The sequence below is a fragment of the Pseudomonas sp. PICF141 genome (genome assembly GCF_002286815.1).
GTDB lineage: Bacteria > Pseudomonadota > Gammaproteobacteria > Pseudomonadales > Pseudomonadaceae > Aquipseudomonas.
This window is the reverse complement of the sequence record NZ_MUNM01000050.1, coordinates 14,754-28,135: the sequence shown is the minus strand read 5'-3', so window position 1 is coordinate 28,135 and position 13,382 is coordinate 14,754. Positions and strand designations below refer to the sequence as shown.

At 56.6% G+C, this 13,382-nt stretch carries 18 protein-coding genes; 8 read left to right on the top strand and 10 right to left on the bottom strand.

Annotation, left to right across the window (positions count from 1 at the left end; translation table 11 throughout):
- Positions 1 to 28 precede the first annotated feature (28 nt).
- Positions 29 to 760, bottom strand: coding sequence for a carbonic anhydrase (locus BZL43_RS13075; protein ID WP_095632694.1), 732 nt, complete (start codon positions 758 to 760; stop codon positions 29 to 31).
- Between the two features lie 243 nt (positions 761 to 1,003).
- A complete protein-coding gene (locus tag BZL43_RS13070; protein ID WP_095632693.1) occupies positions 1,004 to 2,062 on the bottom strand; it encodes a PA0069 family radical SAM protein in 1,059 nt (352 codons plus the stop codon).
- 208 nt (positions 2,063 to 2,270) lie between these two features.
- Between BZL43_RS13070 and BZL43_RS13065 the strand changes: the two genes are divergently transcribed.
- On the top strand, positions 2,271 to 2,576 hold the full coding sequence (locus BZL43_RS13065) for a hypothetical protein (RefSeq protein WP_095632692.1): 306 nt from the start codon (positions 2,271 to 2,273) through the stop codon (positions 2,574 to 2,576).
- A 163-nt stretch (positions 2,577 to 2,739) separates the two neighbouring features.
- Here the strand turns inward: BZL43_RS13065 and BZL43_RS13060 are convergent, their stop codons facing one another.
- Complete coding sequence (locus BZL43_RS13060; protein WP_095632691.1) at positions 2,740 to 3,027, bottom strand: YheV family putative zinc ribbon protein; 288 nt, start codon at positions 3,025 to 3,027, stop codon at positions 2,740 to 2,742.
- On the bottom strand, positions 3,024 to 5,114 hold the full coding sequence (prlC, locus tag BZL43_RS13055; protein ID WP_168185090.1) for an oligopeptidase A: 2,091 nt from the start codon (positions 5,112 to 5,114) through the stop codon (positions 3,024 to 3,026). Before prlC ends, BZL43_RS13060 begins: the two co-directional genes overlap by 4 nt.
- Positions 5,115 to 5,176: 62 nt before the next feature.
- On the opposite strand from prlC, the gene BZL43_RS13050 reads away from it, so the two are divergent.
- From BZL43_RS13050 to BZL43_RS13040, 3 genes are all read left to right on the top strand, one after another.
- A complete protein-coding gene (locus tag BZL43_RS13050) occupies positions 5,177 to 5,722 on the top strand; it encodes a gamma carbonic anhydrase family protein (protein ID WP_095632689.1) in 546 nt (181 codons plus the stop codon).
- Between the two features lie 45 nt (positions 5,723 to 5,767).
- A complete protein-coding gene (locus BZL43_RS13045; protein ID WP_095632688.1) occupies positions 5,768 to 6,418 on the top strand; it encodes an HAD family hydrolase in 651 nt (216 codons plus the stop codon).
- 191 nt (positions 6,419 to 6,609) lie between these two features.
- Positions 6,610 to 7,068, top strand: a complete 459-nt coding sequence (locus BZL43_RS13040; protein WP_095632687.1) for a transposase — start codon at positions 6,610 to 6,612, stop codon at positions 7,066 to 7,068.
- 121 nt (positions 7,069 to 7,189) lie between these two features.
- On the opposite strand, the gene BZL43_RS13035 is transcribed toward BZL43_RS13040, so the two are convergent.
- A complete protein-coding gene (locus BZL43_RS13035) occupies positions 7,190 to 8,281 on the bottom strand; it encodes an aminopeptidase (RefSeq protein ID WP_095632686.1) in 1,092 nt (363 codons plus the stop codon).
- Between the two features lie 58 nt (positions 8,282 to 8,339).
- Between BZL43_RS13035 and BZL43_RS13030 the strand changes: the two genes are divergently transcribed.
- Positions 8,340 to 8,756: a hypothetical protein gene (locus tag BZL43_RS13030; protein ID WP_095632685.1), complete on the top strand. Its 417-nt coding sequence runs from the start codon at positions 8,340 to 8,342 to the stop codon at positions 8,754 to 8,756.
- Between the two features lie 40 nt (positions 8,757 to 8,796).
- Positions 8,797 to 9,216: a hypothetical protein gene (locus BZL43_RS13025; protein ID WP_095632684.1), complete on the top strand. Its 420-nt coding sequence runs from the start codon at positions 8,797 to 8,799 to the stop codon at positions 9,214 to 9,216.
- Positions 9,217 to 9,222: 6 nt separating this feature from the next.
- Here BZL43_RS13025 and BZL43_RS13020 read toward each other — a convergent pair whose 3' ends face one another.
- Together BZL43_RS13020 and BZL43_RS13015 are read right to left on the bottom strand one after the other, a co-directional pair.
- The gene (locus BZL43_RS13020; protein ID WP_095632683.1) at positions 9,223 to 9,456 is read right to left on the bottom strand and encodes a DUF1161 domain-containing protein; all 234 of its coding nucleotides are present in this window, start codon (positions 9,454 to 9,456) and stop codon (positions 9,223 to 9,225) included.
- Positions 9,457 to 9,622: 166 nt separating this feature from the next.
- Positions 9,623 to 10,054 carry an OsmC family protein gene (locus BZL43_RS13015; protein ID WP_095632682.1) on the bottom strand — a complete coding sequence of 144 codons (432 nt, stop codon included), beginning with the start codon at positions 10,052 to 10,054 and terminating at the stop codon, positions 9,623 to 9,625.
- Positions 10,055 to 10,294: 240 nt separating this feature from the next.
- On the opposite strand from BZL43_RS13015, the gene BZL43_RS13010 reads away from it, so the two are divergent.
- Positions 10,295 to 11,296, top strand: coding sequence for an LLM class flavin-dependent oxidoreductase (locus tag BZL43_RS13010; RefSeq protein WP_095632681.1), 1,002 nt, complete (start codon positions 10,295 to 10,297; stop codon positions 11,294 to 11,296).
- 63 nt (positions 11,297 to 11,359) lie between these two features.
- On the opposite strand, the gene BZL43_RS13005 is transcribed toward BZL43_RS13010, so the two are convergent.
- Both BZL43_RS13005 and BZL43_RS13000 read right to left on the bottom strand, forming a co-directional pair.
- Positions 11,360 to 11,584, bottom strand: coding sequence for a DUF1161 domain-containing protein (locus tag BZL43_RS13005; protein WP_095632680.1), 225 nt, complete (start codon positions 11,582 to 11,584; stop codon positions 11,360 to 11,362).
- A gap of 129 nt (positions 11,585 to 11,713) precedes the next feature.
- On the bottom strand, positions 11,714 to 11,929 hold the full coding sequence (locus tag BZL43_RS13000) for a dodecin (protein WP_007902773.1): 216 nt from the start codon (positions 11,927 to 11,929) through the stop codon (positions 11,714 to 11,716).
- 153 nt (positions 11,930 to 12,082) lie between these two features.
- Here BZL43_RS13000 and BZL43_RS12995 point away from each other — a divergent pair, with 153 nt between their 5' ends.
- A complete protein-coding gene (locus tag BZL43_RS12995) occupies positions 12,083 to 12,409 on the top strand; it encodes a YqjD family protein (RefSeq protein WP_095632679.1) in 327 nt (108 codons plus the stop codon).
- On the opposite strand, the gene BZL43_RS12990 is transcribed toward BZL43_RS12995, so the two are convergent.
- Complete coding sequence (locus BZL43_RS12990) at positions 12,406 to 13,299, bottom strand: LysR family transcriptional regulator (RefSeq protein ID WP_095632678.1); 894 nt, start codon at positions 13,297 to 13,299, stop codon at positions 12,406 to 12,408. The genes BZL43_RS12995 and BZL43_RS12990 overlap by 4 nt on opposite strands.
- Between the last annotated feature and the right edge of the window lie 83 nt (positions 13,300 to 13,382).

The following is a 13,382-nucleotide window of genomic DNA, read 5'->3' as shown; positions in this document are numbered from 1 at the left end:
GCCTCGGCTAAACCATACTTAGGAGGATTTAGAAGCGCGCTTTGGGCGTCGCCATCGGAATGGGATGGCTGCCATCGAGCGGCAGGAAACAACCCTGATCCGCATCGTAAGCCTGGATTTCGCTGGTTTCGATGTTGTAGACCCAGCCATGGATAAACAATTGACCGTTTGCCATGCGCGAAGCTACTGATGGGTGCGTGCGTAAATGTTGCAACTGAGCAATCACATTCTCTTCGGTGAGGATGTGCATGCTCTCGTTTTCATCCCTGCAATGGCAGTTGTCCTGGACCATGGTTTTCGCCACTTCGGCATGACGCAGCCAGGCTTTGACCGTCGGCATCTTTTCCAGGCTCTGCGGGTTGAGCACCGCGCGCATGGCACCGCAGTCGGAATGCCCACAGATGATGATGTGCTGAACGCCGAGGGCCAGCACCGCATATTCGATGGCCGTGGAAACACCGCCATTCATTTGCCCATAAGGTGGCACGACATTGCCGACGTTGCGGGTCACGAACAGGTCGCCGGGGGCGCTTTGGGTAATCAGTTCTGGAACGATGCGCGAGTCGGCGCAAGCGATGAACATCGCCCGGGGCCGTTGGGCCGTGGCGAGTTTTTTGAAGAGTTCTTCCTGCTGCGGAAAGATCTCGTGATGAAAGTGCAAAAAGCCGTCAACGATATGCTGCAGCGCTGCATCGGCGGTTTCCGCCTCGGGTTGGGCTGAAGCCGACACAGCCATCGGCTGTTTATCCTTGTCACTCATGATTCATCCTCTTTGGCGGATTCAGGGGAATTTTCCCGTTTTGTCCGGTGTGAAGCCAGTGGCTGTTTAAAAAACATCCAGGTCAAGAATCCCGACCCGTCAGTCACTCGATGAACAAGGTAGCCGTTGAAACTTAACTCAAACTGAATAAAGCGCTCTAGAACGAGTGTTCCAGGTCATAAAAACGTGACCGACGTGGAACGCGGTGTCGTGTTCACTACTCAACCATAGGGCCAATTATCTTTAAATCAACGACATTTGGCGGCCCGGCGGACAAAAGGCTTCGCAATCCAGATTGAAACCTTCCCGCCGATTGAGTCCCAGGCGTTTGATGGTTTTGGCAAAGCGTTGCGCGAGCAGGTCGGCAAACGGGCCTTCGCCGCGCATCCTGACACCGAACCGGCTGTCGTAGAGCTCACCCCCACGGCTTTGCCGGATCAGGCTCAACACATGGGCTGCACGCTGAGGATAGTGGGCCGCCAGCCACTCTTCGAACAGCGGCGCCACTTCCAGCGGCAGGCGCAACATCATGTAGGCCGCGCTTTGCGCGCCGGCCGCATGGGCTTCGGTCAACAGATTTTCGAGTTCGCTGTCGTTGATCATCGGAATCATGGGGGAGCACAAAACGCCTACCGGAATTCCCGCTTCGCGCATCACCCGGATCGCCCGAAGCCGTGCCTTGGGCGCTGCGGCGCGCGGTTCGAGGATACGTTTGAGTTCATCATCCAGCGTGGTCAGGCTGATCATTACCGCCACCAGCCTTTGCTCGGCAAGTTCAGCCAGCAGGTCCAGATCGCGCAGAATCAGCGAGCCTTTAGTGATGATGGTCACCGGATGGCGGTAACGCAGCAGCACTTCGAGGGTTTTACGGGTGATTTTGTGTTCGCGCTCGATCGGCTGATAAGGATCGGTATTTGAGCCAAGGTTGATCGGCGCGCATTGATAGCCGCGTTTGGACAGTTGTTCTTCCAGCACATCGGCGGCGTTGGTCTTGGCGATCAGTCTGGTTTCGAAATCCAGTCCCGGCGACATGTCCCAATAGGCGTGGCTGGGCCGGGCGTAGCAATAAATACAGCCATGCTCGCAGCCGCGGTACGGATTGATCGAGCGGTCGAAGGGCAAGTCGGGCGAGTTGTTGCGGGTGATGATGGTTTTAGCCTTCTCGATACGCACTTCAGTGCCTTGGGTGATTGGCGCTTCCTGATACCAGCCATCATCCTCGGCCACCGAGCGGTTCGGTGCAAAACGGTTGTGCGGATTGGTCGCGGTGCCGCGGCCGCGAGGTGGCAATGGCATGTGCATGAGAGAATCCTGTTGGCTGTATGCATGTACAGTATCGCGCCAACGCTCGCTCGACCAGTGCCGTTCGGCATTTTTTTGTTGGCTGTGATTCTAACTTTAGTTATGAAACTGGGAGACACATATAAGGAGTGGTTGTTACATGGGAAGTATCGGTAATATTTATCCGCTGCAAACATAAACCCAGGATATTTACTAAAAGGAATTAACTATGTCGTTTTTTAATAATCGCGGTATCTTTCTACAGAAACTTGGTCCTACTATCGTTGACCCGGATGAAGTACTCGTCTCTATGCAGTTCGCATTGAAGGAAGAGGGTTGGGATGCTAAAAATTCCAAGCTCACTCATGCATTGCTGGATTCCAAAATAATCATCGCATCCTCATATGATGGAGGTATGTCCTTTAGTCTTGAAGATGTCAATAAAGATGTTGATGGTGACGGTGATATCGATGCCGACGATAAGGAAAAGTTGCTGGCCCTGGCCAAAGCTTATGCCAGTATCGCCAATCCATAATTGCTGAGCTTCGATATTAAAATGTAAAAAGTCTGCTGCGCTTGGGGACCCCAGACGCAGCAGACTGATAAAGTGACGTTGTTATGTGGACACTACTTCTTGACTCGCATCTGCAGTAGCAAAGCCTTCCCTTGCGGCGCGCAATGGAAGGCTTTTTTGCTATTTAATGCTGCTCGTCAGGCTTTTTCTTCAGCTTCGGGTTCGGGAAGAACTGCACCGCCTGAACCTTTGCATCGGGCACTTTCAATGCCGAAGTATTGACCCGCGTGCCCAACTCCTTGGGCACCGACAGCCCTTGTTCATTCAGCGTGTCGGAATAACCGCAAGCCACACACTCGCGATGCGGAACGGCGTCTTCGCTCCACATCATCAACTTGTCCGGCTCGCTGCAGGCCGGGCAGACCGCGCCGGCGATAAAGCGTTTTTTGGTGATCACAGATTCCTCACTCATGCTGCCGCGTCCTCACTCAGGCCGCTATGGCGCAAGAGTGCGTCAATCGATGGCGCACGGCCACGGAAGTCGACGAACAGCACCATCGGCTCCTGGGAGCCGCCTCGCGCCAGAATCGCTTCACGGAAGGCGCGACCGGTCTCGGCATTGAGCACACCCTCTTCTTCAAACTTCGAGAAAGCATCAGCCGACAATACTTCTGCCCACTTATAGCTGTAGTAGCCCGCCGCATAACCACCGGCAAAGATGTGGGCGAAGCTGTTGGGGAAGCGGTTGTAGGCCGGCGGACGCATGACCGAGACTTCGTCGCGCACGCTTTCGAGCACTTGCAGCACACTACGGCCATCGCCATGGGTGGCATGGAGTTCGAAGTCGAACAACGAGAACTCCAGCTGGCGAACCATCATCAGGCCGGACTGGAAGTTTTTCGCCGCGAGCATTTTCTCCAGCAGATCCTGAGGCAACGGCTCGCCGGTTTCGTAGTGGCCGGAAATCAACGCCAGACCTTCCGGCTCCCAGCACCAGTTTTCCATGAACTGACTTGGCAGTTCGACCGCATCCCAGGCCACGCCATTGATGCCAGACACACCTGCATGCTCGACGCGGGTCAGCAAGTGATGCAGGCCATGACCGAATTCGTGGAACAGGGTGGTCACTTCATCGTGGGTCAGCAGGGCCGGCTTACCGCTGTCGGCCGGGGTGAAATTGCATACCAGATTCGCCACCGGGGTTTGCAGCACGCCATTGATCGTACGGCGATGATCGCGGGCGCCGTCCATCCAGGCCCCGCCGCGCTTGTTGGCGCGGGCATACAGGTCGAAGAAGAAACGACCGACATGCTGGCCCTTTTCCTTGATTTCGAACAGGCGGACATCCGGGTGCCAAGTGTCGAAGCCCTTCAGCTCAGCGATCTCGATGCCGTACAGGCGCTGAACGATGCTGAACAACCCACCCAGAACCTTGTCGATCGGGAAGTAAGCGCGAAGGGTTTCCTGGGCGACGCTGTAGCGTTGTTCGCGAAGTTTTTCACCGTAGAAACCGCTGTCCCAGCTTTGCAGGTCCGGGCAACCTTGTTCGGCGGCGTAGGCCTGGAGCTGTTGCAGATCCTTTGCGGCGAACGGCTTGCTGCGTTTGGCCAGGTCGCGCAGAAAACTCAGCACCTGATCGCTGGACTCGGCCATTTTGGTAGCCAGGCTCAGCTCTGAGAAGCTGGCGAAGCCCAGCAGTTTTGCCAGTTCCTGACGCAGGTCGAGAATTTCTTCCATGACCGGGCCGTTGTCGTTCTGACCGGCATTCGGGCCTTGGTCCGACGCACGGGTGCAGTAGGCGGCATAGACTTCTTCACGCAGGGCGCGGTCCTGGGCGTAGGTCATCACCGCGTAGTAACTCGGGAATTCCAGGGTGATCAGCCAGCCGTTCAGGTCCTTGGCTTGCGCGGCGGCGGCCATTTGCGCCTTGGCCGAATCGGTCAGGCCGGCGAGGGCGGCTTCGTCGGTGACGTGCTTGGTCCATGCCTGCGTAGCGTCGAGCAACTGATTGGAAAAGCGACTGCCCAGCTCCGACAGCTTGCTCTGCACATCGGCATAGCGCTTTTGTTCGGCTTCAGGCAGGTCGATACCCGACAGACGGAAGTCGCGCAAAGCGTGTTCCAGGATCGTTTTCTGCGCCACATCGAAACGGGCGGCTTCAGGGCTGTTGGCCAGCGCTTCATAGGCTTGAAACAGTTCACGGTTCTGGCCCAGCTCGGTGGCGTAGGCGCTCAGGGCCGGCAGGCAAGCCTCGTAGGCTTGGCGCAACTCGGCGCTGTTGCACACGGCATTGAGGTGGCTGACCGGGCTCCAGGCGGCGCCCAGACGATCGTTGAGCTCATCCATCGCCAGCACCAGGCCGGCCCAGGTCGGTTGTTTACCCTGGGTCTTGAGGATGTCGACAATGGCGGCGCGGTTGTCAGCCAGGATCTTTTCAATGGCCGGTTGCACGTGTTCGGCACGGATCGCCGAAAACGGCGGCAGGTCGTAGGACTGCAGAAGAGGGTTGTTCACGCTCACGGTTGGCACCTTGGCTGGAAAACATGCGGGAAGAAACATGGCCCCATCTTAATTACAATCGACGCTCACCGCAGCTATCAGCAAAAGAGAGAGAGCCTATCGTGACCCTTCGCAAGTATCAGAACCACACGCCGCTGCTGGGCAAAGGCGCCTTTGTCGACGGCTCGGCGGTGGTGATCGGCGACGTCGAAATCGGCGAAGACAGCTCCGTCTGGCCACTGACAGTGATCCGCGGCGACATGCATCGCATCCGGATCGGTGCGCGCACCAGCGTGCAGGACGGCTGCGTATTGCACATTACCCACGCCGGGCCATTCAATCCCGATGGCTTCGCGCTGCTGATCGGTGATGATGTGACCATCGCGCATAAAGTCATGCTTCATGGTTGTGCCGTGGGCAACCGGATTCTGATCGGCATGGGCAGCATTGTCATGGACGGTGCGGTGGTCGAGGACGATGTGATCATCGGCGCTGGCAGCCTGGTGCCGCCGGGCAAGCGCCTGGCAAGCGGTTTCCTCTACGTTGGCAGCCCGGTGAAACAGATCCGGCCGCTGACTGACAAGGAAAAAGCCTTTTTCACCTACAGCGCAGCGAACTACGTGAAGCTCAAGGACCTGCATCTGGCCGAAGGCTACGACCAGCTCTAGACCGCTTGATAAAGGAAAGTGCCTCTCTACTGCTCAGGAATTTTCATGCATTACCAAACCGTACTGTTCGACCTCGATGGCACGTTGACCGACCCGCGCGAAGGCATCACCCGCTCCATTCAGTTCGCCCTGAGCAAACTGGGGATCGATGAACCGGACTTGACCAGGCTCGAGCACTTCATCGGCCCGCCATTGTTGCAGGCGTTCATGAAGTTCTACGACTTTGACGAGCCCAAGGCCTGGGAAGCGGTGAATTTCTATCGCGAGCGCTTCAAAGTCACCGGTCTGTATGAAAACCGCGTGTTCGATGGCGTCACGCCGTTGCTGGAAACCCTCGGTGGGCAAGGACGACAGCTGTACATCGCAACGTCCAAGCCATGGGTTTTCGCCCGGGAAATCGCCCGGCATTTCGACTTCGCCAGGCATTTCAAAGTGATTTACGGCAGCGAGCTGGATGGTACGCGAACCGACAAGGTCGAGCTGATTGCGCACTTGATGAGCGAAGAAGGCCTGGACCCGGCCAATACCCTGATGATTGGCGACCGTAAACACGATCTGATCGGTGCACGTAGTAATGGGCTGGACGCGGCGGCGGTGGGTTATGGATTTGGCAGTCGGGAAGAACTGAGCGCTGAAGCCCCGGCTTACCACTTTGAGACGCTAGAGGAGATGCATCAGGCGTTTTTGCAGCGTTAGTTGCATTGCCTTCGCGGGCAAGCCTCGCTCCTACAGAATGTACGTCGCCTGCACCGTCGTCGCCCGACTGTAGGAGCGAGGCTTGCCCGCGAAGGCGTCCCCCCAGACACATCCAGAGCAACTGTTCTCACTCCAATCCCTACTTATCGTCCTAGCCTTAATACTCCGACTACGATCAAGGAGGGTCATCATTGTCAGAGCTCAAACATGCTCATCGATTGCGCACCGGGCGATACTCAGAGTCCGGACAAATTTATCTGCTGACTGCCGTGGTTTTGAATCGAGAACCATTGTTTAGCAACTTCAAGAATGGGCGTCTGGTGGTTGATGCTTTAAGGACGGCTGAGCGAGAAGAGTTTGCAACATCGTTAGCCTGGGTTGTGATGCCCGATCATTTTCATTGGCTGATTGAGTTACAAAATACTCAGCTACCTACATTGATGGCCCGTACCAAATCCCGGATTGCAGTGACGGTCAATCGCTCAATTCGACGTCAAGGTCCGGTTTGGCAGCATGGCTATCATGATCGCGCCATACGCAAGGAAGAAGACTTGCAGGCAGTTGCTCGATATATCGTTGCCAATCCGCTGCGAGCGGGATTGGTAGAAAAGGTCGGGGACTATCCTTTGTGGGATGCGATTTGGCTGTAGCCGACTTTTGGGGAACCTGGGCCGGCCTCTTCGCGGGCAAGCCTCGCTCCTACAGAATGTACGTCGCCTGCACCGTCGTCGCCCGACTGTAGGAGCGAGGCTTGCCCGCGAAGAGGCCCTTTCAGCCATCGCCACTTTTTGATCCTGCCAACACTTTCAACGCCGCCTTACGCTCCTCAAGCGGTAAAGCGCCCAATTTCTCCACCGCCGCATAAAACCTCAGCCAATCTCCATCGACCTGTTTGAACAACGCGGCAAACGCCGGCACCCATTGGTCATACAAACCAAACGGCAACAGCCGGGCATTGTTCATTGGGCTGTTGATCCAGGCGTCGAAGCGTTTGTTCCCGCCCCATTGAGCGTCGCGTAGCGTCCGGTAATCACGGCGCAATTGTTCGAACTCTGCTGCTTTTCGCTCACGCATTTGCTCGGCAGGAAGCGGCAAGGCGTAAAGCTGTTCCAGTCGCTTGCGGGCGTTCAAAACCAATTGGATGAACTGGTCGCGTTGCTTCACCAACGCTCGGTTATCCGGTGGCAGGCCCCGGGATGCGCGCCATTGGCGAGTGCCCTCCTGCTCGACGAAGGTCGCGAAGGACTCGTTGAACTCGGTGTCGTCCTTCACATAAAAACGTTGATGGGCGAGTTCGTGAAATATCAGCGTGGCTAACCGTTCGTCGCCCCAACCCATCATCGAGCTCATGATCGGGTCGTTGAACCAACCGAGCGTCGAATAGGCCTCGACGCCGCCAATCGACACGTCCATACCTTGCAGACGCTGCAACGCGGCCTCACCGCGGGCAGCACTCTGGCTGTAATAACCGCGATAGGCGACGCAGCCAGCGATGGGGAAGCAATGGTTCTGCGGCTTCAGCGAAAATTCCGGCGTGGCAAAGACGTTCCAGACTACAAACGGTCGGCCAATGTCGGCGTACAGGCGGTAGCTCTGATTGTCCGGCAAATGCAGGTGCTGGCTGGCAAATGTCCGGGCCTTTTGTGATTCGGCCAGATGCGCGCGCAATTGCTGATCGCGGCCTGGATCGGCGATCACACTGGAAACCGGCTCTCGGGCTCGCAGCAATTGCAACTGACCACTGGCCAGTTGGCCGTAATAGCTGATGCTGGCGCAGCCGTTAAATAACAAAAGACATAACCCCGGAAACAAAATGCGTAAAACGCGATCAAGTAACCCAAGGCTTTTACGCGGCCTGATCAAAATAAATCATCCCTGGAAAGTCTGCCCGCAAGACTATCCCGCCTATTGGAGCTCCGCTATGCGCAAGTTGATGCTGACGGGAGGCCTGCTGATGCTGGCCGGTTGTGCTGGATTGCCTACTCCTGATCCTTCACAGGCATGGATCGATCTGGATACACGACAGGAAGACACCGCGCTGCAAGCGATAGAAGTCGATGACAAGGCTTCCATCGACAAGCGCTATTTCGAGGTACAACCCGGTAGCCATAAGCTGACGGTTCGCTACTTGTTCGCAGTCCAGCCAACCAACATTGGCCCCAACGCGCAACCGCTGTGGCGCGACTGCCAGCTGAATGTGAAATTCAAGGACTTCAACGCCGGTCAGCGGTATCAGCTGCAAGCCGGGAATATCGGCTTTCGGCCATGGGCGAAGCTCTACGATCAGCAGCGAAAAGTGATTGGACAGGGCACACCGGCAGGCTGCCAACGTACCTGATCGAGGCTATGCTGAATAATCAGTCCTTGGGATATTCATCATGCGCAGGTTGTTGCTGTTGCTCGCAGCAGGCGTTTTCGTCGGTTGTACGAGCCCGTTACCGGCGGTCAATCCGCAAATGGCCTGGGTCGACTTCGCCACGCCGAGCCCCGGCGGGAAACTGCTGATGGCCGACCGGCTCGATAACCAGCGGCTGAGTGACGGGAGATACTTCCAGGTCACCCCGGGTAGCCATGAACTGAGAGTGCGTTTCGATTTTGAAGTGTTTGGTGGAGGCTCGGGCCTGATGAATGCTCCGCTGGAGCGGCTGTGCTACCTGACCATCAACTACGACCATTTCGAGGCCGGCCAGCGTTATCTGCTGGAAGCCCGTTCTATAGCGTTCACCCCCAGCGCCCGGCTCTACAATGCCAAGCGGGAAATTGTCGCCGAAGATCGGCTGGCCAACTGCGTCATATGAGGCGAATCAGCGATCATTTTTTTGATAAATGATTTTCTTGGTGCCGTATTCGCATGAACCCACGACCATGTTCTGATCGTGGACTTCGTCATTGGTGACGATTTCCAGGGTATAGGACGAGACGTTGTTGGCTTGAATCTTGGCTTCGATCTCGGCCTTGAGTTCCTCACAGGATTTCGGTGCCGCGAGGGCCGATGTGGCCAGCGTGCAACAGATAATCGCGAAGGCAAAACGTTTCATGGTTGAAGCTCCCTTGAGGCAGCGCGCACGGTAATGCGCTCAAGCTGCTGTCGTTTATTCGACCACAGTTTTGTCTGTCAGATTATGTTTCAGGGCAAAAAAAGACCGCAACCTGCGCAAGGGAGCCCGCGAAGGCCGCGATCTTTTACCCCGTATCAACCCATGATCAGCTGACCAAGGTCGCATCCAGGCTGATTTTTGCATTCAGTACTTTGGATACCGGGCAGCCTTCTTTGGCTTTGTTGCTCAGCTCCTCGAATTGCGCCTGATTCGCCCCGGGGATTTTCGCCTTGAGAATCAGTTTTACCGCCGTGATCGCAAAGCCGCCTTCTACCTGGTCCAGGGTGACCTCGGCATTGGTGTCGATGCTGTCAGCCTTGAGGCCCGCCTCGCCGAGAATCATTGAAAACGCCATGGAAAAACAGCCCGCGTGAGCCGCGCCGATCAGTTCTTCCGGATTGGTGCCTTTACCGCCCTCGAAACGAGCCTTGAAACCGTAGGGCGCATCCCTGAGAACGCCGGTTTCAGTGGAAATCGAGCCAATACCGGTTTTCAGATCACCTTCCCAATGAGCCGATGCTTTCTTCGTGATAGCCATATCTGCCTCCTCAAGATTCGGCGCGCAACGTCGCGCCTTCGTGGTTTTCGGTTGCCAGGGTTCTGAGGATAGACCGTCAGGCAAAGTTCATCTCATCTGATCAGTCTTCTAATGGCGCAGGAATTTTGTCCCTCCTATTGAAACTCGGGTATATGCCCTCATTGCATGGAACACGCTTATAGACTCGGCAGGTTTTCGTTCGTGACAAAACCTGCTTACCCCATTTGGAGAAGCAGGTTTATGAAACGACTATCCGATATCAAGTTCTCGGCCCTTGATCTGGTGCCCGTGCGGGAAAACGGCAGTGCGGCCCAGTCCCTGCACAATTCCCTGGACCTGGCGCAGCATGTGGAAAAATTCGGCTACAACCGCTTTTGGGTCGCCGAGCACCACAACATGGACGGGATCGCCAGTTCGGCGACCTCGGTCCTGCTGGGTTATCTGGCTGGCGGCACTTCGACCATTCGTGTCGGTTCAGGTGGCGTGATGCTGCCCAACCACGCGCCACTGGTGATCGCCGAACAGTTCGGCACCCTTGAAAGCCTGTATCCGGGGCGGATCGATCTGGGCCTGGGACGCGCGCCTGGCTCCGATCAAATGACCGCCCGTGCCCTGCGCCGTGAACGCTCCGGCAGCGCCGATGATTTTCCGCAGGATGTGACCGAACTGATGAGCTACCTCGGCCCACGTACGCCAGGCCAGCGGATAATTGCCATGCCGGGTACCGGCACGAATGTCCCGATCTGGTTGTTGGGTTCGAGCCTGTTCAGTGCGCAGTTGGCGGGTGAGCGCGGTTTGCCCTACGCGTTCGCCTCACATTTCGCACCGCGCTTCATGCATGAGGCGATTCGCGTCTACCGCAACCACTTCAAACCTTCAGCGGTATTGGATCAGCCTTACGTGATGCTCGGCGTGCCACTGGTGGCCGCGGACACCGATGAGCAAGCCGATTATCTGGCCACTTCGGTCTACCAGCGGATTCTCGCGTTGATGCGTGGCCAGAGCCTGGTGCAACGCCCGCCCGTGAAGACCATGGACGGTCTGTGGCTGCCTCATGAGAAAGAAGCAGTCGGTGATTTCCTGGGTCTTGCCATGGTCGGCAGCCCGCAGAAAATTCGCGCCAAACTGGAAGTGCTGATCGAACAGACACAGGCCGATGAGCTGATTTTTACCTGTGACCTGTACGAACATGCCGATCGCCTGCATTCCTACGAGTTGCTGGCCCAGGTCATGAAGGGCTGAGACGCAAACAGCGCCTACAAAAAAGCCGACGCCATTGCGTCGGCTTTTTCATTTTCGAAGGCGTCAGCCCTGTTTGTAGACGATTTGCCTGGCGCCTTTTTCGCAGGTGCCAACAACTTTTCCGTCAGCAGCAGCACCTTTGTCGACGATCTCCAGTGTGTAATCGGAAACCCCCTTGGCATCCAGTTTCGCCGAGATCTCGGCTTTCAGCTCGTCGCACGATTTGCCCTGGGCAAAGGCTGTTCCCGCAAGGCTCAACAAACCTATCGCCAGAATAAACTTCTTCATGGGTTGCACCCCCTGGTCGGATCAATAGAGGGAGCGCATCCAGCGATCGGCCGGAGGCACTCACCACGTAGCTTTGCCATTCCCTATGGCATTCGGCCGGCGCGCAAGTTCAGAAGGCGGACTTCAAACTCAGCTACTGGCAATCCGGAATCCGACCTTGAGCGTCACTTGAAAGTGTGCCGCTTTGCCGTCTTTTATGTGCCCCCGGGTTTCGGTCACTTCGAACCATTCCATGTATTTCAGACTTTTGTTGGCTTCGGCCAGTGCATTATTGATGGCATCTTCAATGCTGGTGGTGGATGAGCCGACCAGCTCGACTTTCTTGTAGGTGTGATGGTCAGTCATGGCGTTCTCCTAAGGATGTGAAATACAGCCTAGCAGTGATTTTTCTTATTTCTTCCGTCGACCAATCCGAGGCGAAATTCAGATTTACTGCACTTTCTGGAACCCCTGAAGTCCCAACCAACACACGCAACTCAACAATGCAGGAGATTCACCATGGCCAACACCTCGTTACGTAAAGCCTCATTGCAAAGCATGGAAGCCGAGATCGAGAGTCTGCTGAAATCGTTGGAAAGCCTGAAGGACGACGCCTCGGACGAATCGCGTAAAACCCTTAAAACGCTGAAAATCAACGCCGAGAACGCGCTGAAGCATTCGCGCCATCTGCTCTCCGATGCCTATGAAGAGGTCAAGGTCAAAACCCGTGAAACCGGGATCGCGACACGTGACTACGCCCAGCAACACCCTTGGACTACAGCCGGTGTCGCAGTCGGTGCGCTAGGTCTTTTGGCCGCCTATCTGCTGTGCAAGCGCGGTAACTAAGGTGCCTGACGCAGTTCGTTTTTAAGCCACTGCGCCAATTGCCGAGCGCGTCCGTCTGCGGCGCGCTTGGGTAGCCACAATGCCAGTTGCGCCGGGGTTTCACAGAAACCCCATGGCGCAACCAGGCGGCCGGCCTTCAAATCTTCTGCCACCAGCGGCTCGGGCGCGATGGCCACGCCCAGTCCGGCCACTGCGGCCTCCAGCAAATAATACAAATGCTCGAAACCCTGTCCGTACTTCAACGCCTTGGCGTCGAGGCCACTTTGCTGCGCCCAACTCGGCCAGGCTTGCGGCCGTGAGGTGGTGTGCAGCAAAGGCTCGGTCAGCAGGACGTTGGCCGGTGCGCTGCGCAGTCTTTCGTAACCGACGAATCGTGGGCTCATGACCGGACCAATGCGTTCACTGGCCAATTCATAAACTTGCATGTCCGCCGGCCATGGTGGCTCGGCAAACACCAGCAAAGCATCCAGGCCAGGCCGCCGTGGATCGAGATCGCCTTCGCCGGCCGACAGGTGCAAACGCAGATCCGGCAGGTCCGCATTGAGCCGCCCCAAACGCGGAATGAACCAGCGCGCCAGCAGGCTGCCCGAGCAGCCGAGCACGAACGGCGCATCGGCGGTGTTTTGGGTCAGTTCGGCGCAAACGCTGCGCAAACGCTCGAAGGCATCGCTGCTGACATCGCGTAAACGAACGCCCGCATCTGTGAGTTTAAGGCCACGTCCATCCTTGATGAACAGGCTCACGCCGAGGTGTTCTTCCAGCACCTTGAGTTGTCGGCTGACCGCGCCATGAGTCACGTGCAGCTGTTCGGCGGCGTGACTGACGCTGTTCAGTCGGGCAGTGGCTTCGAAGGCGCGAAGAGCGTTCAGCGGAGGAAGGTCGTGGCTCATGGTATCTGTGAGTTTTCCTGACAGGTTGTGGCGATCTTATCGGTTTTCAGTGCGGGATGTCAGAGGTAGAGTGAACCCCATCG

Excerpts from the sequence above, each read along its gene's own strand:
- BZL43_RS13000 (WP_007902773.1), bottom strand. The coding sequence starts at position 11,929 with ATGACTGACCATCACACCTACAAGAAAGTCGAGCTGGTCGGCTCATCC.
- BZL43_RS13005 (WP_095632680.1), bottom strand. The coding sequence starts at position 11,584 with ATGAAGAAGTTTATTCTGGCGATAGGTTTGTTGAGCCTTGCGGGAACA.
- BZL43_RS13025 (WP_095632684.1), top strand. The coding sequence starts at position 8,797 with ATGCGCAGGTTGTTGCTGTTGCTCGCAGCAGGCGTTTTCGTCGGTTGT.
- BZL43_RS12995 (WP_095632679.1), top strand. The coding sequence starts at position 12,083 with ATGGCCAACACCTCGTTACGTAAAGCCTCATTGCAAAGCATGGAAGCC.
- BZL43_RS12990 (WP_095632678.1), bottom strand. The coding sequence starts at position 13,299 with ATGAGCCACGACCTTCCTCCGCTGAACGCTCTTCGCGCCTTCGAAGCC.
- BZL43_RS13060 (WP_095632691.1), bottom strand. The coding sequence starts at position 3,027 with ATGAGTGAGGAATCTGTGATCACCAAAAAACGCTTTATCGCCGGCGCG.
- BZL43_RS13030 (WP_095632685.1), top strand. The coding sequence starts at position 8,340 with ATGCGCAAGTTGATGCTGACGGGAGGCCTGCTGATGCTGGCCGGTTGT.
- BZL43_RS13015 (WP_095632682.1), bottom strand. The coding sequence starts at position 10,054 with ATGGCTATCACGAAGAAAGCATCGGCTCATTGGGAAGGTGATCTGAAA.
- BZL43_RS13070 (WP_095632693.1), bottom strand. The coding sequence starts at position 2,062 with ATGCACATGCCATTGCCACCTCGCGGCCGCGGCACCGCGACCAATCCG.
- BZL43_RS13065 (WP_095632692.1), top strand. The coding sequence starts at position 2,271 with ATGTCGTTTTTTAATAATCGCGGTATCTTTCTACAGAAACTTGGTCCT.
- BZL43_RS13075 (WP_095632694.1), bottom strand. The coding sequence starts at position 760 with ATGAGTGACAAGGATAAACAGCCGATGGCTGTGTCGGCTTCAGCCCAA.
- prlC (WP_168185090.1), bottom strand. The coding sequence starts at position 5,114 with ATGTTTCTTCCCGCATGTTTTCCAGCCAAGGTGCCAACCGTGAGCGTG.
- BZL43_RS13020 (WP_095632683.1), bottom strand. The coding sequence starts at position 9,456 with ATGAAACGTTTTGCCTTCGCGATTATCTGTTGCACGCTGGCCACATCG.
- BZL43_RS13045 (WP_095632688.1), top strand. The coding sequence starts at position 5,768 with ATGCATTACCAAACCGTACTGTTCGACCTCGATGGCACGTTGACCGAC.
- BZL43_RS13010 (WP_095632681.1), top strand. The coding sequence starts at position 10,295 with ATGAAACGACTATCCGATATCAAGTTCTCGGCCCTTGATCTGGTGCCC.